Raw genomic sequence first — 22,857 nt, 5'->3', positions numbered from 1 at the left:
GCTAGCTAACCTGAGCGCATGGACACACGGGCGCATCCTTCTCTGGGGTTCGCGGTCGTGCCGACGCTCGCTCCGTCGCACCTGCGGGACATCGCCGTGGCCGCGGAGGCCAGCGGGCTCGATGAGCTGTGGGTGTGGGAAGACAGCTTCAAACAAAGTGCCATCGCGTCTGCCTCCGCGGCGCTGGCGTGGACGACGTCGATCCGCGTGGGGATCGGGCTCATGCCCGCGCCGCTGCGCAACGTCGCGCTGGCGTCCATGGAGCTCGCGACCCTCAGCGGCATGTTTCCGGGACGCCTCATCGCCGGCATCGGGCACGGGGTGCAGGAGTGGATGGGCCAGGCGGGAGAGCGTGTCGCGTCCCCGCTGACCCTTCTGCGCGAGTACGCCCAGGCGACCCGCGCACTGCTCGCCGGTGAGTCCGTCTCCACGCCCGACGGACGGTACGTCGTGCTCGACGGGGTCCAGCTGCGCTGGCCACCGACCGTGCCACCACCACTCATGATCGGCGGCGCCGGGCCCAAGACGCTCGAGCTTGCCGGGAGTCTCGGCGATGGCACGCTGTTGGGCAACGTGCTGACCCGGGACGAGTTGCGCCGCACTCACGAGATCGTTTCGCGGGCGCACGCCGCTTCCACCGGACCGACCGCCGGCCGTGAGCACTCCATCGTCACGACGCTGATCGCCGCGACGGGCGAGGGTGCGCAGGACCGCGTCGACGCGGAGTGCCGGCGGTGGGACAAGCCGGACGGCGACGGCATCGCCATTGCCGGGGATGCCGACGCGATCGCCGATCACATCCGCTCGCTCACGCAGTACGGCATCACCTCGGTTGTGATTGAGCCCACCGAGGACGAACCCGACCTGCTCGGATTCATCCGCTTTCTGGGGGAGAAGGTGCGGCCCCTGCTCGCCTCCCCGGAGGGCTCGGCACCCCCTCTCTAACAGAATCGTCACGAATCTAACAAAAACGTTAGATATAGATATATTCTGTTACACATGAGTGATTTCATCTCGAACCCGTTCAAGCCGGGCGCCGGTCGTGTGCCTCCCGAACTCGCCGGACGCGAGCTGCTGCTCGAGTCCTTCGCGGGTCTCGTGCGCCAGGTGGGCGTCTCCGGGGAGGGTGAGCGCCCGTGGGTCCTTTCGGGACTGCGTGGCGTCGGCAAGACGGTACTTCTGAACGAGTTTGTGCGGCTCGCGCGGGCCGACCGGTGGATAACCGTGAAGATCGAGGCATCCGCTGGCCAACCCCTCGCCGTCGCGCTCATTCGCGAGCTGAACGTGGTGATGCGCCGGCACGCCTCCCTCTCTGAGCGGACGGCGGAGGCGCTCAAGAAGGCATGGGGCGCGTTGCGCAACTTCCAGCTTCGATTTGATCCGGATGGCGCGGTGGTCGGTTTTCAGCTCGGCCTGCAGAACCCCGTCCCCGGCATTGCCGACAGCGGCGACCTCGCACTGGACCTTGAGGAATTGCTGCGCACCCTGGCGGAGACGGCGGGCGAACTCGGCATTGGCGTGCTGCTCGCGGTGGACGAGATGCAGGAGGCGCCGCTGGCAGACCTCGCGGCGCTGAACGTCGCACTGCACAGCCTCGGGCAGGAGGGCTCACCACCGCCCCTGGTGTTCATCGGAGCGGGTCTGCCCTCGCTGCCCGCGGTGCTCGCCAGTGCCACAAGCTACGCCGAGCGGATGTTCGACTACAGGTCGATCGGGCTGCTGGACAATGACGCCACCGCGCAGGCACTCGCGTCGCCGGCCGAGAGCAACGGCGTGCGCTGGGACGCGGACGCCTTGGCGAAGGTCGTCGAGTGGACGGGCGGGTATCCGTATTTCATCCAGGCCTGCGGCAAGCACGTCTGGGACGTGCGCGCCACGAACGTGATCGACATGGGAGACGCCGTACTCGGCACCGCACGGGCGCGCGACGAGGTCGACCAGGGCCTCTACCGATCGCGCCTCGAGCGGGTCAATGCCTCGCAACGCGACCTCCTCAACGCGATGGCCGCCAGCGGCGATGCCCCGGTATCCATCGCAGATCTGGTGGTGCGCACGGGAAAGCAGCGGGCATCGGACCTGTCCGTCGCTCGGCGCGAGCTCGTGAAGGCCGGCCACATCTACGTGCCAGAACGCGGCTATCTGGCGTTCACGGTGCCGGGCATGGGGGACTACCTCGACCGACACCCGGACCGGTAAAAATCCGCCGCGGTGTACCCGAGGCTGGTTGAATGTTGCCATGACGACACCCTCGGACACCGCGCCGGTCGAATCCCGCACCGCTGACTCCCACGACCTCATCAGGGTGCAGGGTGCCCGCGTCAACAATCTCCGGGACATCAGCGTCGAGATTCCGAAGCGACGCCTGACGGTGTTTACCGGGGTGTCGGGATCGGGCAAGAGTTCGCTGGTGTTCGGCACCATCGCCGCAGAGTCACAGCGCATGATCAACGAGACCTACAGCAGCTTTGTGCAGGGGTTCATGCCCACCCTTGCCCGCCCCGACGTGGACGTTCTCGAGGGGCTGACGACCGCGATCATCGTCGACCAGGAGCGCATGGGAGCCAACGCCCGGTCGACGGTGGGAACCGCGACGGACGCCAACGCGATGTTGCGCATCCTGTTCAGCCGGTTGGGCGAACCGCACCTCGGATCTCCCCAGGCGTTCTCCTTCAACGTCGCTTCCGTCTCCGGCGCCGGAGCCGTGACCATTGAGAAGGGCGGCGCCACCACCAAGGAGCGCCGCAGCTTCAGCATCACCGGGGGAATGTGCCCGCGGTGCGAGGGCATGGGCAGCGTCAACGACATCGACCTGACCCAGCTCTACGACGATTCGAAGTCGCTCAATGGCGGGGCCCTGACCATCCCGGGCTACACCGCCGACGGCTGGGGTGTGCGCATCTTCACCGGGTCCGGCTTCCTCGACGGCGACAAACCCATTCGCGACTACACGAAGAAAGAGCTGCACGACTTCCTGCGCCACGAACCGACAAAGGTCAAGGTCGGCGACATCAACATGACTTACGAGGGACTAATCCCCAAGGTGCAGAAGTCGTTCCTGTCCAAGGATCGTGAGGCGATGCAGCCACACATCCGCGCGTTCGTCGACCGAGCCGTCACGTTCACCACCTGCCCCGATTGCGGTGGAACCCGCCTCAACGAGGGAGCACGGTCGTCCCGCATCGGCACCACCAACATCGCCGATGCCTGTTCGATGCAGATCAGCGACCTCGCCGAGTGGGTGCGCGGCCTGAAGGAACCGTCTGTCGCGCCCCTGCTCACCTCCCTGCAGGAAACCCTCGACTCGTTCGTCAACATCGGTCTGGGGTACCTCTCGCTCGATCGCCCATCCGGCACCCTGTCCGGAGGCGAGGCACAGCGCACCAAGATGATCCGTCACCTCGGGTCATCCCTCACAGACATTACGTACGTCTTTGACGAGCCCACAATCGGGCTGCACCCGCACGATATTCAGCGGATGAACCAGCTGCTGCTTCGCCTGCGCGACAAGGGCAACACCGTGCTGGTGGTCGAACACAAGCCCGAGACGATCGCGATCGCCGACCACGTCGTCGACCTCGGCCCCGGCGCTGGAACCGCCGGCGGCACCATCTGTTTCGAGGGCAGCGTCGGGGAACTGCGGTCCAGCGACACCCTCACCGGTCGCCACTTCGACGACCGCGCCACCATCAAGCCGACGGTGCGTACGCCGACCGGAGCGCTCGAGATCCGTGGGGCCACGGCCAACAATCTCCGGGACGTCGACGTCGACATCCCGCTGGGAGTGCTGACGGTCATCACGGGAGTCGCCGGGTCCGGCAAGAGCTCGCTCGTGCACGGATCCGTTCCGGCAAGCGCGGGCGTCGTCTCCATCGACCAGGGTGCGATCCGCGGCTCCCGGCGCAGCAACCCGGCAACCTACACCGGGCTGCTCGATCCCATCCGTACCGCCTTCGCCAAGGCCAACGGGGTCAAGCCCGCCCTGTTCAGCGCCAACTCGGCCGGCGCCTGCCCCAACTGCAACGGCGCGGGAGTGATCTACACCGACCTGGGAATCATGGCCAGCGTCGCGACCACGTGCGAGGTGTGCGAGGGCAAGCGCTTCGACGCGACGGTTCTGGAATATCACCTCGGCGGCCGCGACATCAGCGAGGTTCTCGCCATGTCGATCACCGAGGCAGAGCAATTCTTCGCCGCGGGGGAGGCACGAACCCCGGCCGCGCACGCGATCCTCGCCCGCCTCGTCGACGTCGGACTCGGCTACATCAGTCTCGGCCAGCCGCTTCCCACTCTCTCCGGCGGAGAGCGCCAGCGTCTCAAGCTTGCGACCAACATGGGGGAGAAGGGCACCATCTACGTTCTCGATGAGCCCACCACCGGCTTGCACCTGGCGGACGTGGAGAACCTCCTGGAGTTGCTCGACAGGTTGGTGGACTCCGGTAAGTCGGTCATCGTCATCGAGCATCATCAGGCGGTGATGGCCCACGCCGACTGGATCGTCGACATTGGTCCTGGTGCCGGCCACGACGGAGGTCGCGTGGTGTTCGAGGGCACGCCGGCGGCCCTGATCGAGGACCGAACGACTCTCACCGGGGAACATCTGGCCCTATACGTGGGTGCATGACACAACTTTTCCCGACAAAGTTATTGACATTAGCTTCTGGGCTAACTACGTTAGCCACATGACAACGCAGCGAAACACTCCTCAGCCGCTTACCCGATACCTCGGTCGCCCGGACGGGGGCAGCATCGCCTACGACGTCGAGGGGACCGGTCCGCTCGTTCTTCTCGTTCCCGGAATGGGGGACCTGCGCTCGGGGTACCGATTCATCACCCCGGCGCTCGTCTCCGCGGGATACACCGTCGTCACCACCGACCTGCGGGGACACGGAGACAGCAACACCGCGTTCGCCAGCTACGGCACCGATGACACCGCGACGGACATCGAGGCGTTGCTCGTCGAGCTCGGCCGCCCCGCGATCATCGTGGGCAACTCCATGGCCGCCGGCTCCGCCGTGATCGTCGCGGCGAACCGCCCCGAGCTCGTCTCCGGTCTCGTCCTCGTGGGACCGTTCGTGCGCCCGCCCGCGACGTCGGCATTCGAACTCCTGCTGTTCCGCGCCATGATGGCCCGCCCGTGGGCCGCGGCAGCATGGAAGGCGTACATGCCCACCCTGTATGCGGGTACGAAGCCGGCGGATTTCACCACCTACCGCGATTCGGTCATCGCCAGCATCACGCGCCCGGGCTACGCGCGGGCGTTCAGTGCAACAACGCACGCCGACCACACGCACGCCAGCGAGAGTCTCGCCGCCGTTACGGCTCCGACGCTCGTCGTCATGGGGGAGAAGGACCCCGATTTCAAGAACCAGCGGGGCGAGGCCGAGTGGATCGCGAACACTCTGCACGGCACCGCGGTCATGATTCCCGACGCCGGCCACTACGCTCAGTCACAGCAACCGGAGCTCGTCCTGTCGGCCGTCATCGGCTTCCTCAGCACGCTCACGACCAATGCCTAGGGCCGGACTCGACTCCGCCACCGTCATCGAACGCGCAGCGCAGCTGCTGGACGAGAACCCGGCCGAGGGACTCAACCTTCCGAGGATCGCCGAGAGCTTCGGCGTGCGCGTGCCCTCGCTCTACAAGCACATCGATGGCATGACGGGACTGCGTCGCGGCGTGACAATTCTCGCCCGCCGGAGCCTGAGCACCGCGATCGCCCAGGCCACGATCGGTCGCTCCAAAAACGACGCGATCACCATTCTGGCGACGACCTACCGCGCCTGGGCACTGGCGCACCCCGGCCAGTACCCACTGACAATCCACGCCCCGGTCGCCACCGACGAAGAAGACATGACGGTGTCCATGTCCCTCTTAACCGTGATCTTTGCGGTCCTGGACGGGTACAACCTCCGGGACGATGACGCGGTGGATGCCACGCGGTTCCTGCGCTCGACCCTCCACGGTTTCGTGGCAATCGAGACGGGTGGCGGCTTCGAGATGCCCCGCGATCTGGAGCGCAGTTATGCCCGACTCGTCGACTCTCTGGTCACCGCACTATCGACCTGGAACCGGCAATGACCGACTTTTCTGCCCCTGCGGAGAAGCATCGCGGCGTCGCTCCGTTTACACCCGTCAGTCCGATCTACCGGGCGGAGGGCGCCGCAATCGCCATCGCGACCGTCGTGCTGTTCGTTCTGACCGGTTTCAGCTGGTGGTGGTTGCTCGCGCTGTTTCTGGCGTTCGATCTGTCGTTCATCGGCTACGCCGTGAACAACCGTGCCGGAGCGCTCGGCTACAACCTGATTCACAATTACGTCGCGCCGACGGTCCTTGTTGCGGTGTACGGGATCCTGGTCGCCGCAGGCGTCAGCGCGTGGCCGCTGGCGTTCATTGCCGGCTGCTGGTTCTTTCACGTCGCCGCCGACAGAGCCATGGGGTTCGGACCGCGTCCCAGCGAGTAATCAGCCCCTCTCGGGACATCCATTTATTGCGCTGATAATGCACATTATGTCAACAAGCGGAAATTGCGCCCATCACCCGACCGGAGTCAGCTCGCGGTGCTGAGGTGGACCATCGAGTCGTACAGCTGCTTGTCCGTCATCGGCGGCTCGGGAATCGGATGCGCTCGCTGTGCGCGGTACGCGTCGAGCATGAGGTAGAGATGACGCCGCCACGCGTTGGGCGCCGTGGTGCTGGTGGCGTCGATCATGCGACCGCTGGACCAGATCAGGTTGACGATGTCGGCCAGTGTGATGTCGGTGCGCACCGCACGCGCGTTCTGGGCACGGGTGAGCACGTCCTCGATTTCCCGACACAGCCGGTCGTGAATGCGCTCGGTATCGGCGTTGCCCGGAAAACGACGGGAGAGAAAGTCATTGAAGCCCCTGTCCCCCGTCTGCAGGCTGAACAGGTTCTCGAGGTAATAGACGAACGCTTCCCACGGGTCGTCCATTGTCAGAGCGATCGTTGACCCCTCCGTGAACTCCTGGAGCCGGGGCTCAAGGGCCGCAAGGAGCAGGTCAAGACGCGTCGGAAAATGGCGATACAGGGTGCCGATGGCGACATCAGCGTCGCGAGCGATGCCCTCCAGCGAGGCATCCACTCCCCTGACGGCGAATTCCCGTCGTGCCGCCGCAATCAGCCTGTCGTGACGCTCCTGAGCGTCTCGGCGCCATGGCGTCCGCGTGGTCTGTGCGTCACTGAGGGTCACTGCATCAATGTACCCCAAAGCCGAGGGTGGCCTCCGGTTATGACCACGGATTGCCGTCCCTCTAGTCGCGCCACTCTATTCCCGCCAAGAAATTCGACAGTTCGAGGAATACATGAGGCACCCCTCCGGTTCACCCCCTCAACCGGAGGCATACCTCACCTTTGCCCGCTGAGAGTCAGGACGAGGGTCCCCGGCCGACCAATGTGGACATCACGAAGGAAGACACCATGAGCAGCATCAGCATTATCGGGTCCGGGAATATGGCCAGTGCCATCGGCGCCCTTGCCCTCGCAGGCGGCAATACCGTCGAGGTCACGGGGCGGAATTCGGCAAAGGCGGCATCCCTTGCGCGCACGCTGGGAGGTGGCGCCACGACTGGAACGTGGGGCGCTCCCCCGACCGGTGACATCGTCGTGCTCGCCGTTCTGTTCGAGAGCGCTGTGGAAGTCGTCCGCGCATACGGCGAGGCGCTGGCGAACAAGATCGTTGTCGACATCACGAACCCGTTCAGTCCCGCCGGCGTGGGCCTGGCGGTCCCCCACGACACCTCTGTCGCACAGTTGGTTGCCGACGCGGCTCCGGAGAGCACCCACGTCATCAAGGCGTTCAACACCCTCTTCCGGGATGTTCTTGCCTCGGGCGGACCCCGCGACGTGTTCATGGCCGGCGACGACGCGGAGGCCAAGGAGCGTCTGTCGGTCTTCGTCACGAGTCTTGGGCACCGGCCGCGGGATACCGGCGATTTGAGCATGGCGCACTGGCTGGAAGGAGCAAGCCTTCTCGAGATGGGCCTCGCCAGAAGCGGGTTGGGTTTCGGCCTCTCCCTCGGCGTCAGCCTCGGTGGAGCGGAGTAATCATGGGAAAGCTCGATGGCAAGGTCGCGGTAATCACGGGCGCGACAAGTGGCATGGCCCTGGCCGGGGCCAGGTTGTTCGTTGATGAAGGAGCACACGTGTTCATCACCGGTCGACGTAAGGACGCTCTCGACGAAGCGGTCAGCTACATCGGCCGCAACGTCACGGGCGTGCAGGCGGATGCTTCCAACCTCGACGATCTCGACCGTCTGTTCGAGACGGTGAGGCAGGAAAAGGGTGTAATCGATGTGCTGTGGGCGAGCGCCGGAGTTGGCGAGCAAGCCAGGCTAAGCGAGATCACCCCGGAGCACTTCGATGCCGCATTCTCGCTGAACGCGCGCGGAACTCTGTTCACGGTGCAGAAGGCTCTGCCGCTATTCAACGACGGGGGCTCGATCCTTCTGACCGGATCAAACGCCTCTCTGCGTGGATACCCCGACTGGAGCGTGTACGCGGGCAGCAAGGCCGTGCTGGCAGCGTACGCACGCGTGTGGGTTGCCGAGCTGCGGGACAGGAAGATCCGGGTGAATGTCCTGACGCCCGGTTCGGTCGCGACTCCGATGATGGGCGACGTCCTGAGCCCGGAGATGAAAGAAATGTTCGCGTCGGTGATCCCCCGGCGGGAGATGGGCCGCCCCGAAGAAATCGCTTCGATCGCGCTGTTCCTCGCCTCGGACGAATCCAGCTACGTGAACGGCCACGAGCTGGTGGCAGACGGCGGCACCACGGTGATCTGAGCGGCTCATCGCCGCGCCGCGCACTAGCCGCCAGTTGGTATGCGCGGCGCGGCGTTCCGCGAACTTCTCAGCAAATCGAAGATAGCTGTCGCAGGACGATCAGGACTGCACGCCACGTGCTTGCTCGCGGCCGCTAACCGCCGCTACGGTCTCCCCCAGCACAGATCAGCGCCCGGCGGGCATTCCGCTGGATACCGAACGGGCTCTTGCGAGGAATGGTCAGAGATTCCACACTGGGGCGATGAGCCCTCCGCGAACCGGAGTCAGACCCCGTCATTTCGGTGTGCGCGCTGTATACGGTTCGTTCGCCGCCTTTGGATTTTTCTGGGGAGCATGGGGTGCCGCCCTGCCCTCCATTCGCATCGGAGCGGGCATCACCGTTGGGGAGCTCGGGCTGAGCCTCGCATTCGTGGGCATTGGAGCCCTTCCCTCGATGCTCATCGCCGGCCGCGCCTTCGATCGCTTCGGACCCGGAGTTGGCGCAATATCGCTGCTCGGGCTGGCCGTGTCCGGACTGGCCGTCACGACGGTGCCGTCGGGATTCGTGTCAACGGCGGGGGTGATGCTCATCGCCGGAATCGCATCCGGAGCGTCGGACGTGGCGATCAACGCAGCAGCAGCTGACGCAGAGCGTGCCTCGTCGACACCGGTCGTGGCCCGGGCGCACGGCGTCTTCTCTGCTGCCGTCGTCGTGGCAAGTCTCGGATCTGGGCTGTTCGCGTTCGCTGGGCTCCCCCACAGCGCCATATTTGTGGTGGCAATTCTTGTGGCCGCGGCGGCCGGCGCCGTTACCTTCAGTTCTGTTCGGCCCCTAGAGCTGCCGACGACCCCGTTCACTCCCCCACAACCTGACGATCATGTCGGTCGACTGCGCCCGCTCGCTCTTGGTGCGCTCGTAACGATGGGCCTTCTCGGCGCGTGTGTTCTCGCCGTCGAAAACTCCCACCAAAGCTGGTCGGCGGTCTTCCTTCGCGACAGCCTGAGTGAACCACTGTTCGTCGCATCCCTCGGGCCCGCAGTATTCGCCGCCGTGTCAGCCGCCGCTCGCTTCACTGTTGGCGCGACGACCGGGCGAATCCGACCGACCACCATTCTGGTCATCGGCGGGCTCGTCGCAACGACGGGGACAGTCACGGTGGCGACATCGACACAGCTGACGTGGGCCATCGCCGGCGTGGTGCTCGCGGCGGCGGGCACGGCCGTGTGTTTCCCGACTCTTATCAGCATCGTGGCCGCTCACACCGATCATCGCGTGCGCGGTCGGGTGGTGTCGGCAGTGTCAGCGGTGTCCTACCTCGGCTTCCTGTTCGGTCCGGCCGTGGTCGGGGTCGTCTCGACCACGTACGGACTGCGCGGGGGGCTGATCGCCGTGGCCGTCGTGGCCGCGGTGTTCAGCCTGTGCGTGGTTCCCCTGACCACCAGGGCATCACGGGTTCTCCGCGCCTCGGCGGCTTCGTGAGAACCGTGTGACCTGATCTCGGGTCAGACGTGTTCGGGCGAGTGGAGGGCGCGCATCTCCGACTCAAATTGCTGGAATGGGCCGCTGACCTCGATGCCCGGAGCGATGGTCTGGATGGGCAAACCCGCGACGGGACCGGGCTGGAGTCCCCATCCGGCGCGCCAGGCTTGCAATTGAGCGGATGACACGGCGTAGACGATCGGGCCGAGCCCGACCCAGGCGTGGGCTGCCGCGCACATCGGGCAGTGCTCACCCGAGGTGTAGACGGTTGCTGCGGCGCGTTCGCCCGTGGTGAGGTTGTCCGCCGCCCAGAGCGCGATGGCCAGCTCGGGGTGTCGGGTTTCGTTGCCGTCGCCGACACGATTGCGATCTTCGAACAGCGTGGTGCCATCGGGTCCGACGAGAACAGAGCCGAACGGCTCATCCCCTGCCTCCTTCGCCTCGCGGGCCAGCTCGACGCAGCGGGCGAGAACAATTGACACTTCTTCGGGGCGCTCAGACATGTCGCCAGCCTAAACCGGGTGCAGGCGCTGCGACCGTCAGCGCGGCCAGGGCGACCCACGGTTACGGCGAACGCCGGCCGAGGTAAGACGAGGTAACACTCGTTCCCGCCGTGGCAGGGGGCGCCTACCGTGATCACACCTCGCGGCGTATCCAAGTGGTCTAAGGAAACGGTTTCATATCCCGTTTTTCGCAGGTTCGAATCCTGCCGTCGCGTCTCCCCGAGCCTGACATCGACTTGACACCACGGGGCCTTGACGTGACACCATAATGGTGTCACTATGACGTCATGGACCTTTCGCCTTTTGTCTCCAGCGTGCAGCACCAACTCGATATCGCGGCCAACGCCGGCGGCGAGGACGCTCGGGTAATTGCTGGACGCCTCTCCGCGCCCCTCGACGCAGCGCTCCGGCTCGCCCTGCTGGAGGCGCTGTCGGCCGCCGCGAGCGAAATCACCCTGGAGCTCGCCCCGGGCTCCGTCGAGGTTCGGCTGCGGGGACGCGACCCCGAGTTCGCTGTCTCCGCTCCCCCGGTGGAACGCCAGTACGACGAGATGGTCGCGCACGTGGCATCCACCCCTTTGCCTGTCGTCGACGGCGAAGAGAGCGGCACCTCGCGCACCACCCTGCGGCTGCCCGACAACCTCAAGCAGCGCGTGGAAGACGCCGCCGGCCAGCAGGGGCTGTCCGTCAACGCCTGGCTCATTCGCGCAATTTCGGACGCGCTGCAACCGCGCCGCAGCGATCGCGCGACAGCTAAGAACCAGCCGGGCGAACAGAACTACACGGGATGGGCACGCTGATGACAACTTTTGATACCCCCACGCCGCCGTCGCTGTCCGTCGACCTCGCGGGACGTGCCGACATCACCATTGTGGCGAGCAACCGCACCGACACCGTCGTCGAAGTGCGACCGCGCTCCGCATCCCGGGCGCTTGATGCCCGCGCGGCAGAGCAGGTAACCGTTGACCACACGGATGGCCGCGTCAGCGTGAAGTCGCGTTCGCTGCGCCTGTACAGCTGGTTCAGCGACGGTGGGGCGGTGGATGTCTCGATCCAGGCTCCCATCGGAACCGAGGTCTATGCGCATTCAGGCATGGGTGACGTGCGCTGCGTGGGTGAGTTCGGAGCGAGCGAACTCACCAGTGCGATGGGAACCATCACCGCCGAGTACATGGGTGCCCTTCATGCGCGTACCGGCCAGGGGGATGTCAATGTCGAACGCTCCGCGGGGCGAGCCGACATCACCACCGGATCCGGCAAACTCCGCATTGGCCAGATCGACGGCGACGCCGCCGTGAAGAACGGAAACGGCGACACGTTTATCGGCGACGTCACGGGAGCGCTCGAGGTCAAGGCGGCCAATGGCGACATCGTGATCGACCGCGCGACGTCTGCTGTCACGGCCCGGGCATCCAACGGCAGCATCCGAGTTGACGAGGCCATCGGCGGTTCTGTCACCCTGCAGGCCGCCTACGGCTCCCTCGAGGTGGGTGTTCGGGAGGGAAGCGCCGCCTGGCTCGACCTCAGCACAAAATTCGGCCAGGTGCGCAACGAACTCGACGCAACCTCCGAACCGGGCGACGCGACCTCGACGGTCGAGATCCGCGCCCGCAACGCCTATGGCGACATCACCATCCGACGCTCGGCGTCATCCCTCTAGAGAAAGAACGATGATGACAAGGAACTCATCATCCGCAGCCATTTCGGTGCGGGCACTCGACAAGTCATACGGAACCAACCACGTCCTCTCGCGCGTTGACCTCGAGGTCGAACGCGGCACGGTGTTCGCGCTTCTGGGCCCGAACGGCGCCGGCAAGACCACCATCGTCCACATCCTGTCCACCCTGGTCGCCGCGGACGGCGGTGACGTCTTCGTCGACGGATACAACGTACGCACCCAAGCGGATGACGCGCGCGCATCCATCGGCCTCACCGGCCAGTTCTCGGCCGTCGACAACCTCCTCACCGGTGAGGAGAACCTGCTGTTGATGGCGCGTTTGCGGCACCTGAAAGCGCGGGACGCGAAGAAACGCGTGACCGAGCTGCTGGAGCAGTTCGATCTGGTGGAGGCCGCCCGCAAGCCGCTTGCCACCTACTCCGGCGGGATGAAACGTCGGCTCGACCTCGCGATGACGCTGGTCTCCACTCCCCGCGTCATCTTCCTCGATGAGCCCACCACGGGGCTCGACCCGCGCAGCCGACACACCATGTGGGACATCGTCCGGAACCTCGTCGCGGAGGGTACGACGGTGTTGCTCACCACCCAGTACCTGGACGAGGCTGACGAGCTCGCGGACAGGATCGCCGTGCTCGATGGCGGTCGCATCGTCGCGGAGGGAACTCCCGACGAGCTCAAACGGCTCGTGCCCGGCGGCCACATTCGGCTCCGCTTCGGCGATGCCACCGCCTTGGACACCGCCTCCGGCATCCTCGCCGAGTCAGAGCGCGATGACGCCGGGCTCACACTCACGGTACCGACCGACGGCGGAGTCGGCGCCTTGCGCACCGTGCTCGCGCGTCTCGATGCGGCACACCTCGAGGTCGACGACCTCGGCATTCACACCCCGGATCTCGATGACGTGTTCTTTGCCCTCACCGGCCGGGTCGACACGAAGGGACCAACGTCATGACCACCATCACCGCTCAGCGCCCGACCACGGGCACCCGTCGACAGTCACACGTCGTCACCGACGCCGTCACGATGCTGCGAAGAAATCTGCTGCACATCGTGCGCTATCCGGGATTGTCGATCTTCGTCATCGGTGGACCGGTGGTATTCCTGCTTCTCTTCGTCTACGTGTTCGGCGGCACGCTGGGAGCGGGCCTTCCCGGTGTGGACGCGGCCAGCGGGCGGGAGGCGTACATCGCGTACGTCATGCCGGGAATCCTGCTCATTACCATCGCTGGCACGGCCGGCGGAATCGCGACCACGGTGTCAATGGACATGACCGAGGGCATCACCGCACGGTTCAGAACCATGGCCATCTCCCGGGCCGCCGTGCTGGCGGGCCACGTGCTCGGCAACACCATCCAGGCAATCATCGCGGTCGTCGTCGTCCTGGGAGTTGGTCTCGCCATCGGGTTCCGTCCGACGGCCGGACCGGCCGAGTGGCTGGCAGTGGCGGGAATCATCGCCTTGATCTCATTCGCGATCAGCTGGCTGGCGGTGGGGATGGGGATGCAGGCAAAATCCGTGGAGACGGCGAGCAACTATCCGCTCATCCTCACGTTTCTCCCGTTTCTCGGCAGCGGTTTTGTACCCACCGAATCGATGCCGGGCTGGCTGCAGTGGTTCGCGCAGTATCAGCCGTTCACGCCGTTCATCGAGACAGTGCGCGGCCTCCTGCTCGGCACACCACTCGGGTGGAGCCCCGCTCTCGCTGTCGGCTGGTGCCTGGTAATTGCGGCGGTGGGCTACGCGTGGTCGATGGTGCTCTACGAGCGCAAGTCAGTTCGCTAGTGCCATACCCACGGCGCATGGGTACATACGGGACGCGCATTGTTCTGGTCATTCGGTGCGGATGGGAGCAGGATCAGTACTCTCACCCATATCAACGGATTGGACATACCCATGGCTGAACTTGAGATCGAAGCTGCGCTGTCCGGAGCCCGCGCTGCCGCAAGCGCCGCAAGCTTCGACGTGCAGAAGCTCCCGGAAGATTCACTCGAACGCCAGGCGCTGCACGGAATCATCTCCGCCATCGATTACCTGATCCAGGCGGTCGACGCACAGGACTGATCGCTCGACCCTGGCGGGGGCGGCGCAGAACTCCTTAGGAAGGAGTTCCACGCCGTCCCTGTTTGCGGTCGACTACACCCGCCCGAGGAGGCCAAGCACCCGCTCGAGCGCCAGCGCCGAGGCATCCGCATCGAAAGCAGGCAGGCTGTTGTCCGTGAAGAGATGGTCGGACCCGGGGTAGAGAAAGAGCTCGGCGTCGCTGGCCGACAGCAGGATCTCCTCCGCCGCCTCGAGATCGCCGCCGTCGACGAACCACTCGTCGGCGTCCATGCCGTGGATCTGCACCGGGACACCGTCGGGCCAGGCGTCTCCGAATTCGGCCACGGGCAGGCACCCGTGCAGGAAAATCGCGGCCGTCGCGCCCGGCCTGGTCTGAGCCAGCAACTGGGCGGGCATCACGCCGAGCGAAAAGCCGACGTAGGCCAGCGCGTCAGGCAACCCGTCGGCCTCGAGGCGGCCCTTCTCCAGGAGCACGTCGAAGCCCACACCGCGGGCGTAGACCATCCCCTCGTCCAGGGTGCCAAAGACGTTGCCGTCGTAGAGATCCGGAAGGTGCACGACGTGCCCGGCCGCTTCGAGCGCCCTCGCGAAGTCTCGAACTCCGGTCGTGAGACCCTGCGCGTGATGGAACAGCAATACTTCGGCCATGGGATGGCTCCACTTCGTCGTGTGTTCGATCCGTCGTTGCTGACCATTATTCTTCGTTGCGGGGAAAGATCCCACCGGTGCAGCGCGCCGGGGCCCGGCAGGTAACATGAACACTTCTCGGGAGCGGCCGGGAATCCGGGGCGAATGTGATCCACAGCGGTGAAGGGGCAGCGGTAGATCGATGACGACGACACGCCTGCTCCTGCACCGTGCCCGCAGTTCCCTCTCGGGCCTCGCGGCCCTCTCCCTCGTGACCTTCGTCACCGCCATGGTGCTGGGAGTGAGCCTCGGTCTCGTCTCCGCGGGCACGGCCGCCGGGAGTCGCTCCACCCTCGACAACGCCGCCGCTCCTGCCGCGGCCGTCCGCGTGACGACCCACCTCGGGGAGGATCCCGCGGCACAGGACTCCGCAGCGTCGGCGGTCTTCGGCGAGCTGTTCCCCGCGGGGACCACCACCACCGTCCGCAGCGAACGCAGCCTGCCCCTCGACCTGCGCGTGGTCGGCACGACCACCCAGCCGGAGGGGGCAACCGCCGTCTTCGGAGTCGAGCCGCGACTGGCGACCGATACGCGGATCGTGGATGGCACGCTGCCCGCGAGCGGCATCCCGGATGCCGGCACGGTCGCCCTGCAGGTCGATGCGGCAACCCGCCTCGGCGCCCGCGTCGGTGACACGATCGTCGTCGGTACGGGAACGCAGGAGGTCGGCCTCACCCTGGCAGCCACCTGGCGCGCCTCCGACCCCGCCGCCCCGCAATGGTTTGCCGACTCGTCGATCGGGGCGGGGCAGATCGATGGGGCGTCCGGCCTGTTCGTGGTCTCCCCCGAGACACTGGTGCGGCTTCCCACGCAGTTCTTCGTGCGCTGGACCATTGTCGCGAAGCCCGCCGCAGTATCGGCGGGCCAGATCGACGCCGTGAGCGCCGGTGTCGACCGCCTTCCCCACGCCGTCGAGGTGGCACCCGACCTCGTCCTGACGTCATCGACGGTCGAGGGTTCACTCGGTGCCACCCTCGGCAGGATCATCCAGTCGTCTCGCGCCGCCCAGGCGATCGCGGCGGCGCCCATCTGCATCGTCGGCATGCTGGGCATCGTCGCCTTGCTGCAGCTGTGTTCGCTCCTGGTTTCGTCGCGGCGGGATCAGATCCGGCTCGCCCGGGCCCGCGGACTGTCGGTGCGTCAGCTCGCCGGGATCACCGTGGCCGAGGCCGTCGGCGTCGCGCTCCCGGGCGCGGTCATCGGCAGTGTCCTGGCCGCCGGCGTTGTCGATGTAATCGCCGGTACGACCGGAGTCGCCTCGCTCACAGAGTACATCGCCCTCGATGTCGGCATCGTCATCCTGACCGTGCTGGGACTGCTCGGGGTGACGATCCGGGATGTTCTGGGCGCCTCCGAGGACAGGGAACCCCGCCGTTCGCCCATCGGCTTCCTGCTGATCGGCGCCGCCATCGCGGTCGCTGCCGGTCTGTCCACCTGGCAGCTCTTCTCGCAGGGAACTCCCCTGTCGGGCACCAGCGTCAACGTAATCGCGTCGGCCGGCCCTGCGCTGGCGCTCATCGCGGTCGCGGTCATCGGAACCGCGTTCGTGATTCCCGTCTCCTCCCTGCTCGCGGGTCGCGCATCCCGCCGTCGATCGCTGACGGCGGTGCTCGCCACCCGTCAGGTCGCACGGCGCACGGCGCACTACCTCGTGCCGGTGCTGGCGGTGTCCATCGCCGTTGCCAGCGGAGCCGTCGCGAGCGGAATGAACGCGACCTGGCTGTCGACCCAGCGCGCGACCCAGCTCGCGACCATCGCGACGGACGTCAACGTGACCCTGACCCCGAGTGCAACGGCGACGGATGCCACGCCCGCCGTCACCTCGGCGGACTTCGCCACCATCGACGGCGCGCGCTCCGCGATGTCCCTCATCGCTACGACCGCGTCCGTCAGCTCCGAGAAGTTTGCGTTCATCGCCGCGGCACCGGACTCACTGACCCGCGTTCTCGGCTCGGACGGCGCAGAGGTCGCCGGCGCGATGACAGCGGGACCGAGCTTCGCCGGGGTGCCCGTGCCGTCCGACACCACCGGTCTTACCGCCTCGGTGGACGTGACCGGCGGCGGCACGGACCCGTCGCTCGGCGTGGGACTCTTCGCCTGGGTTGCCGACGCGGATGGCGCGCTCAGTCGCGTATCTCTGGCCGCGCAGGCCCCTTCCGCCACGCCGGTCCCCAGCGGGGGCGCTCAGCTCTCGGGGACGCTGCCCCGGGGTGCAGAGCCCTTCTCGGTGCTCGCCTTCGCGGCAGAACGCCCCGGAATGCCCGACGCACCGGACGTCTCCGTGACCCTCACCGCACTCGCCAGCGCGGCCGGCAACGCCGGCGGGACACCAATCTCGCTGCCGGGTTCCGCGATGACCCTGACCCTCACCGGGGACGTCCCGGTCGCGCGCGCCCTGCTCGGCGAACCGGCGTCCACTACGCTCCCGGTCGTGGCCACCCGGGCACTCGCCGACAGGCTCGGACTCACCGTCGGCGACACGCTGACCCTGGGAATCGGGTCATCCCCCCTCCCCCAACCGGCCACCCTCACAGCGACCGTCACGGCGATTCCCGGCAGCGCATCGAGCCTCGCCTTCGCCGCCGACATCACCGCGGTCGACTCCCTGTCGCTCGCGACCGGAACACAGCCGGCACGCACGTCCGCGGTCTGGATTTCCACGGCCCATCCCGCGGCGGTCGCCGCCGAGGTGATCCGCTCGGCAACAAGCCCCGCCCTCGTGGCGACGGCGGCCAGCAGCTCCGTCGACACGACCCTTGCCCCGGCGATCAATGCCTTCTGGCTCGCCGCGGCGGGCGCGATCGTTCTCGCGCTCATCGCGCTTGCGGCCTCCATTCGCGGCGACTCCCGCGCCCGTCGCGCGGAGGTATCGGTGTTGCGTGCCCTCGGCCTGACCGCGGCTCAGCAGGGAGCGGCCCGCGCCCGGGAGCACGTCATCACCCTGTGCTCCGCTCTTGTCATCGGCGTGATCGCCGGACTCATCGCCGTTGCTGTCACCGTCACGCCATTCGCGGCGGCCGCCGTACCCGGCGCGGGCGACATCCTTCGCATCAGTCCGGACCTCGGTTTCATCGCCTGGGGAGCAGCGCTCCTGGTGCTCGCCGTGTGCTGCGTTGTTGTGGTTGCCCAGTCTGTCGCGCAGGTCAGACGACGGGCCCGGGTCGCCATGGTCGAGGAGTCACGCGCATGAGCCGAACCCGTTCCGGACTCGGCGGCTGGCGCCTCGCCTCCCGCTCCCTTCGCGCGTTCTGGGCGGCGGGCCTCATGATCGCGATCGTCACCGTGGTCATGTCCGCGCTGGCGACGGCCGTGCCCCGCTCCATCGAGGGTTTCCTCACCGCGGGGGTTCAGTACGACTCCCGGGCGGCCGCGGTCGTCGACCGCGACATCTCGGCGACATTCGTGGGGGTCTATGCGACGGGGACCGCGAGCGATCCGGCGACGGTCGCGGACATGTCCGCAGAGTCCGCCGCCGCCTGGGGAAGCTACGACGACCAGGTCGCCGCGATTCGCGCGTCCATGCCTGCGGCGGTGCGGAACGTCGTCGCCGACGGACAGTACTCCGCGGTCACCGATTACTCCGCCGTCAAGACGGAGACCAGCCTCGGCGCGTCGGTGGCTCTCGGCTACGATCCGCGGCTGGTGGATCACATCCGGCTCGTCGAGGGCACCATGCCAACGGTCATCCCGCAGATCCTCCCGGGCGACGTCACGCTTGATTTCATCGCTTCGCAATCCGTCGTCAGCCGGGTGCGCTGGCCGATCGGCGAGGTGCGCCCGATGTCGTTCCCCGACGGCAACTCGCAGAATGTCAGGCTCGTCGGAATATTCGAGCCGAAGGACGCGGATGACCCGTACTGGACGCACACCCCGTCCGCCCTCGTCCCCCCGGCCATCAGCATGGACGACGTCAAGGTCACCGTGTTCCCCAACGCCGGCGGCATCTCTGCTGCCCTGAACTCGTCGCGGATCGTCCGCACGCAGACGTGGTTCCAGGTCGATTCGTCAAAGCTCACATCGGCCGCCGCGGCAAACGTCGCCCAGCAGGTGCGCAAATTCACCAGTGTGTCCCACGCCTTCGGGGACGTTCCCGGCCAGACGCTCGCGTTCCGCAGCGACCTCCCCCGCGTGCTGGAGTCGGCGGTTGCGCGCAACGTCAGCTCGCAGGCGGTGCTCGCGACGATCATCGCCGGTCCACTCGGGGTCGCGATCGCCATCGAGGTGCTGATCGCCCGCCTGGCGCTCGCCCGGGTGGGGCGTCCACTCCTGCTGCTCGGCGCGCGCGGGGCATCCGCCGGCCAGAGGCAGCTGTTCGTCGTCCTTCCCGCGCTGGCTGTCGGAATTCCGTTCGCTGCCGTTGGTGCCCTCGCGGGCATCGTCGCGACACCGGGGGCGTCCACGAGTGGCGCCGCCATCGGACTGGTGGTGGCCGTTGCCCTCGCTCCCGCGATCCTGCTCGCCGCCGTCAGCGCCACAGCATCGCGCCGGGAGTCGGCCGGAACAACGACGGCGCGCATCCGGATGACCGCCGAAATTATTGTCGCCGTCGCCGCCCTCGCTGCCGTCACCGTCCTCGTTCAGCGGGGAGCCACCGCCTCGGCCTCGGGAGGAGTCGACCTTCTCTCCGCCCTGACTCCCCTGCTGCTTTCCCTGCTCGGCTGCGTCGCCGTGCTCCGGCTGTACCCGGTGATCCTGCGCCGCTCCGTGGCGGCGTCGCGCCGCCGCCGCGGAATCAGCGCGTTCTTCGGCACGATCGTTGCCCACCGCGGCTCCCCCGCCGGCCTCATCCCGGTACTCGCGGTGGTCGTCGGCATCTCCGTCGCCGTCTTCTCCGGCGTGCTCGCCTCCACCCTCTCCACCGGACTCGCCACCGCAGCCCACGCCCGCATCGGAGCGGATGCTTCCATCGCCGGCATCCAGATCTCCCCCGACCAGGTCGACGAACTGCGGGCCGTTCCCGGCATGGCCGCCGTCGCCATGGTCACCCTCAACGTGCTTCCCATCTCCTCGACGGAATCCGATACCGTCCAGGCCACCGTCGTGCTCGTCGATCGCGACGACCTCCGGGCGGTGCAGCGGGGCGTCCCCGGCGCCATCGACTGGAACCTGCTCCCGGAAACCGACACCGGTGGTGACTCCGCGTTGCCGGTGCTCGCCTCATCCTCAGCCGTCACGGCCCTCAAGGGGAACCTCCCCTCCGACGTCAACGGCACCGCGGTCACCTCCCGCGCGCTGCCCCCGACCGACCGCGTCTTCGGCACCGGCGACAACTGGATCCTCGCCGACCAGTCCGCCGCGGACGCCTTCGAGTTCCCGCTCCCCCTTTTCGGTGACAGCGTTCTGCTGCGCGCCGACGCCTCTACGACCATCGCCGCCCTGACACCCGCGATCCGCGCCATCGTCGGGCCGGATGCCACGATCACCACGCCTGCCTCGGCAGGGGCCGCGCTGTCCGACAACCCCGCGGTGGGTGGCATCCACACCTCGGTGCTCCTCTCGGTTGCCGGCGCCGGCCTGCTCAGCGCGACCGCACTGATCCTCACCACGGCACTGGACTCCCGGGGCCGACGGCGCACCCTCGGCGTGCTCGCCACCCTCGGCATGAACCGTCGCCAGGCACGGTCCGCCGTCGCGTGGGAGCTCGGCCCGCTCTCGGTCGTCGGCCTCGTGGTCGGCCTCCTCCTCGGCGCCGTGCTGTCGGTCGTGGTCCTCACCTCGGTCGATCTTCGCCCGTTCACCGCCGGACTCGTGCAGCCCGGGACATCCATCGATCCGGTCCTCACCACCCTCGTCGTCGGCGGCTTCGGCGTCCTCGTCGTCGCCACCACGGTGATCGCCGCCTGGCGCGCAACACCGCGACCGGGCACCACCCGCACCACTCCGGCAGAAGAAGGTTGGAACTCATGACCGCCAGCACCGCCACAACCCCTGACATCGACTGCGTCGACCTCGTGCGGATCTTCCGCACGAAGGACGTCGAGGTACAGGCGCTCCAGGGCCTGACGCTGCGCGTGAACTCCGGCGAGATGGTCGCCGTCGTCGGCGCATCCGGGTCCGGCAAGTCCACCCTGCTCAACGTGCTGTCGGGCCTCGACCGACCGTCCGCCGGACGCGCGATGGTCGCCGGCCACGACATGCTCGACATGGGTCGCGCCGAGCGGGTGCGGTTTCAGCGCTCCAGCGTGGGGTTCGTCTGGCAACAGACCTCCCGCAACCTGCTGCCCTTCCTCACGGCGGCCGAGAACATCGCCGCGGTGCTCGCGATTGCCCGGGGGCCCAAGGGCGACGCCCGCGCGAAGCGCGTCGACGAGTTGCTCGACCTGCTCGAGGTCGGCGACGTGCGCGACCGGATGACAGCGGAAATGTCGGGCGGCCAGCAGCAGCGCGTGGCCATCGCGGTCGCGATCGCCAACGACCCCTCCATGCTGCTCGCGGACGAACCGACCGGCGAACTCGACGAGGCGACCAGCGAGCAGGTGCTGGCCGCGATGCGCCGCATCAACGAGGAGCGCGGCCTCACCACCCTCATCGTGACCCACGACGCAACCGTCGCCGCCCAGGTGCGTCGCACCGTGCAGATCCGCGACGGTCGCACCTCGACCGAGGTCGTGCGCAGCACCCGCATCGACGACTTCGGCGACGAGCACGCCATCGCCGAGGAATTCGCCGTGCTCGACCGCGTCGGCCGCATGCAGCTTCCCGCCACCTTCACCGAGAGCCTCGGGCTGCGCGACCGGGTGCGCCTCACGCTCGAGACCGACCACGTCAGCGTGCGCCCCGGCATCGGCGAGTCGCCGGAACAGAACGAGGGGACGGACAGGGTGGATGCCCCGGCCGCCCCCATCCCGAACGGAGACCCCTCATGACCTCACCCGACGCCATCACCGCTCCCGGTGCCACCGGAACGGCAGAGCCGACGGCGCCCCTGCTACGCGCCGTCGATCTCGGCCGCGTGTTCTCCACGCGGGCGGGGGATGTCGTCGCCTGCGCGAACATCAACCTCGAGGTGTACCCGGGCGAGCTTGTGGTGGTCCGGGGTCCCTCCGGTGCGGGCAAGTCGACGCTGCTCGGCATGCTCGGCGGCCTCGATACGCCCACCTCGGGCGAGGTGTGGGTCGAGGGCAGGCAGTTCTCGAGCCTGACGGAGCAAGAGTCCGTCGAGCTGCGGCGCGGCGCCCTGAGCTTCATCTTCCAGTCGTTCGGACTCATCCCCGTGCTCACCGCGGCGGAAAACGTCGAGCTACCCCTCCGCATCACGAACGCGGCGTCGGCCGAACGCGACCTGCGGGTCGCCGAGGTCCTGGCGATGGTGGGTCTCTCGGATCACGCCGCCCAGCTGCCGTCAGAGCTGTCCGGTGGCCAGCAACAGCGCGTGGGAATCGCCCGCGCCCTCGCCGTTCCGCCGCGCATCCTCATCGCCGACGAACCGACCGCCCAGCTCGACAGCACGAGCGCCGCCCTCATCCTCGATCTCATTTCCGGACTCGTGATCTCGCAGGGCCTCGCCGCCGTGGTCGCCACCCACGACGCCGACCTCTCCGCCCGCGCCGACCGCGTCATCGAGCTGCACGACGGTCGGGCCACCGTGCAGTCGCCCGCGCGCACCGGACGTCACGCCAGTCCGGTCGAGCCGAACTGAGAGCACGTCCGTGCGGGTAGCCCAACGCC

Annotated in this window: 21 protein-coding genes and 1 tRNA gene; 19 read left to right on the top strand and 3 right to left on the bottom strand. The window is 67.4% G+C overall.

What is annotated here, in order from left to right; all coding sequences use genetic code 11:
• The first annotated feature begins 18 nt into the window (after nt 1-18).
• From HB677_RS14855 to HB677_RS14830, 6 genes are read left to right on the top strand one after another with little or no spacing between them, the layout of a single operon-like run.
• Nucleotides 19-945: an LLM class flavin-dependent oxidoreductase gene (locus tag HB677_RS14855; RefSeq protein ID WP_213816515.1), complete on the top strand. Its 927-nt coding sequence runs from the start codon at nt 19-21 to the stop codon at nt 943-945.
• A gap of 54 nt (nt 946-999) precedes the next feature.
• Nucleotides 1,000-2,196, top strand: coding sequence for an ATP-binding protein (locus HB677_RS14850; RefSeq protein ID WP_213816514.1), 1,197 nt, complete (start codon nt 1,000-1,002; stop codon nt 2,194-2,196).
• A 40-nt stretch (nt 2,197-2,236) separates the two neighbouring features.
• On the top strand, nt 2,237-4,621 hold the full coding sequence (locus HB677_RS14845) for an excinuclease ABC subunit UvrA (RefSeq protein ID WP_213816513.1): 2,385 nt from the start codon (nt 2,237-2,239) through the stop codon (nt 4,619-4,621).
• Between the two features lie 58 nt (nt 4,622-4,679).
• Nucleotides 4,680-5,516, top strand: a complete 837-nt coding sequence (locus HB677_RS14840; RefSeq protein ID WP_213816512.1) for an alpha/beta fold hydrolase — start codon at nt 4,680-4,682, stop codon at nt 5,514-5,516.
• Complete coding sequence (locus HB677_RS14835) at nt 5,509-6,078, top strand: TetR/AcrR family transcriptional regulator (protein WP_213816511.1); 570 nt, start codon at nt 5,509-5,511, stop codon at nt 6,076-6,078. The genes HB677_RS14840 and HB677_RS14835 overlap by 8 nt, the downstream gene beginning before the upstream one ends.
• Nucleotides 6,075-6,461, top strand: coding sequence for a DUF4260 family protein (locus tag HB677_RS14830; protein WP_213816510.1), 387 nt, complete (start codon nt 6,075-6,077; stop codon nt 6,459-6,461). The genes HB677_RS14835 and HB677_RS14830 overlap by 4 nt, the downstream gene beginning before the upstream one ends.
• Before the next feature lie 86 nt (nt 6,462-6,547).
• Here HB677_RS14830 and HB677_RS14825 read toward each other — a convergent pair whose 3' ends face one another.
• Entirely contained in the window at nt 6,548-7,210 is a 663-nt protein-coding gene (locus HB677_RS14825) for a TetR/AcrR family transcriptional regulator (RefSeq protein WP_213816509.1), read from the bottom strand.
• Nucleotides 7,211-7,437: 227 nt separating this feature from the next.
• On the opposite strand from HB677_RS14825, the gene HB677_RS14820 reads away from it, so the two are divergent.
• The 3 genes from HB677_RS14820 (at nt 7,438) to HB677_RS18905 (ending at nt 10,260) form a co-directional block, all read left to right on the top strand.
• The gene (locus HB677_RS14820) at nt 7,438-8,064 is read left to right on the top strand and encodes an NADPH-dependent F420 reductase (RefSeq protein WP_213816508.1); all 627 of its coding nucleotides are present in this window, start codon (nt 7,438-7,440) and stop codon (nt 8,062-8,064) included.
• Between the two features lie 2 nt (nt 8,065-8,066).
• On the top strand, nt 8,067-8,801 hold the full coding sequence (locus HB677_RS14815; RefSeq protein ID WP_213816507.1) for an SDR family NAD(P)-dependent oxidoreductase: 735 nt from the start codon (nt 8,067-8,069) through the stop codon (nt 8,799-8,801).
• 283 nt (nt 8,802-9,084) lie between these two features.
• Complete coding sequence (locus HB677_RS18905; RefSeq protein ID WP_213816506.1) at nt 9,085-10,260, top strand: sugar MFS transporter; 1,176 nt, start codon at nt 9,085-9,087, stop codon at nt 10,258-10,260.
• A 23-nt stretch (nt 10,261-10,283) separates the two neighbouring features.
• Here the strand turns inward: HB677_RS18905 and HB677_RS14805 are convergent, their stop codons facing one another.
• On the bottom strand, nt 10,284-10,763 hold the full coding sequence (locus HB677_RS14805; RefSeq protein WP_213816505.1) for a nucleoside deaminase: 480 nt from the start codon (nt 10,761-10,763) through the stop codon (nt 10,284-10,286).
• A 141-nt stretch (nt 10,764-10,904) separates the two neighbouring features.
• On the opposite strand from HB677_RS14805, the gene HB677_RS14800 reads away from it, so the two are divergent.
• From HB677_RS14800 to HB677_RS14775, 6 genes are all read left to right on the top strand, one after another.
• Nucleotides 10,905-10,978, top strand: a tRNA-Met gene (locus HB677_RS14800).
• A gap of 72 nt (nt 10,979-11,050) precedes the next feature.
• Nucleotides 11,051-11,563 (top strand): histidine kinase, encoded by a 513-nt coding sequence (locus HB677_RS14795; RefSeq protein ID WP_213816504.1) that lies wholly within the window; start codon nt 11,051-11,053, stop codon nt 11,561-11,563.
• Nucleotides 11,563-12,423, top strand: coding sequence for a DUF4097 family beta strand repeat-containing protein (locus HB677_RS14790; protein ID WP_213816503.1), 861 nt, complete (start codon nt 11,563-11,565; stop codon nt 12,421-12,423). Before HB677_RS14795 ends, HB677_RS14790 begins: the two co-directional genes overlap by 1 nt.
• A gap of 13 nt (nt 12,424-12,436) precedes the next feature.
• Nucleotides 12,437-13,393 carry an ATP-binding cassette domain-containing protein gene (locus tag HB677_RS14785; RefSeq protein WP_213816502.1) on the top strand — a complete coding sequence of 319 codons (957 nt, stop codon included), beginning with the start codon at nt 12,437-12,439 and terminating at the stop codon, nt 13,391-13,393.
• Nucleotides 13,390-14,223 carry an ABC transporter permease gene (locus HB677_RS14780; RefSeq protein WP_213816501.1) on the top strand — a complete coding sequence of 278 codons (834 nt, stop codon included), beginning with the start codon at nt 13,390-13,392 and terminating at the stop codon, nt 14,221-14,223. The genes HB677_RS14785 and HB677_RS14780 overlap by 4 nt, the downstream gene beginning before the upstream one ends.
• Nucleotides 14,224-14,334: 111 nt before the next feature.
• Nucleotides 14,335-14,502, top strand: a complete 168-nt coding sequence (locus HB677_RS14775; protein ID WP_213816500.1) for a hypothetical protein — start codon at nt 14,335-14,337, stop codon at nt 14,500-14,502.
• A 72-nt stretch (nt 14,503-14,574) separates the two neighbouring features.
• Here the strand turns inward: HB677_RS14775 and HB677_RS14770 are convergent, their stop codons facing one another.
• Nucleotides 14,575-15,258: a dienelactone hydrolase family protein gene (locus HB677_RS14770; RefSeq protein ID WP_374193827.1), complete on the bottom strand. Its 684-nt coding sequence runs from the start codon at nt 15,256-15,258 to the stop codon at nt 14,575-14,577.
• A 73-nt stretch (nt 15,259-15,331) separates the two neighbouring features.
• Here HB677_RS14770 and HB677_RS14765 point away from each other — a divergent pair, with 73 nt between their 5' ends.
• Genes HB677_RS14765 through HB677_RS14750 form a run of 4 tightly spaced genes read left to right on the top strand, consistent with a single transcriptional unit; the run spans nt 15,332 to nt 22,828 of the window.
• Entirely contained in the window at nt 15,332-18,379 is a 3,048-nt protein-coding gene (locus HB677_RS14765; RefSeq protein WP_213816498.1) for an FtsX-like permease family protein, read from the top strand.
• A complete protein-coding gene (locus tag HB677_RS14760) occupies nt 18,376-21,096 on the top strand; it encodes an FtsX-like permease family protein (RefSeq protein ID WP_213816497.1) in 2,721 nt (906 codons plus the stop codon). Before HB677_RS14765 ends, HB677_RS14760 begins: the two co-directional genes overlap by 4 nt.
• Nucleotides 21,093-22,055, top strand: coding sequence for an ABC transporter ATP-binding protein (locus tag HB677_RS14755; RefSeq protein WP_213816496.1), 963 nt, complete (start codon nt 21,093-21,095; stop codon nt 22,053-22,055). Before HB677_RS14760 ends, HB677_RS14755 begins: the two co-directional genes overlap by 4 nt.
• A complete protein-coding gene (locus tag HB677_RS14750; RefSeq protein WP_213816495.1) occupies nt 22,052-22,828 on the top strand; it encodes an ABC transporter ATP-binding protein in 777 nt (258 codons plus the stop codon). The genes HB677_RS14755 and HB677_RS14750 overlap by 4 nt, the downstream gene beginning before the upstream one ends.
• The last annotated feature ends 29 nt before the right edge of the window (nt 22,829-22,857 follow it).

Origin of the sequence: Glaciihabitans sp. dw_435 (assembly GCF_018449675.1) — a bacterium.
Lineage (GTDB): Bacteria > Actinomycetota > Actinomycetes > Actinomycetales > Microbacteriaceae > Glaciihabitans.
The sequence above is the reverse complement of the archived record's forward strand: the minus strand, read 5'-3'. Positions and strand labels throughout refer to the sequence as shown.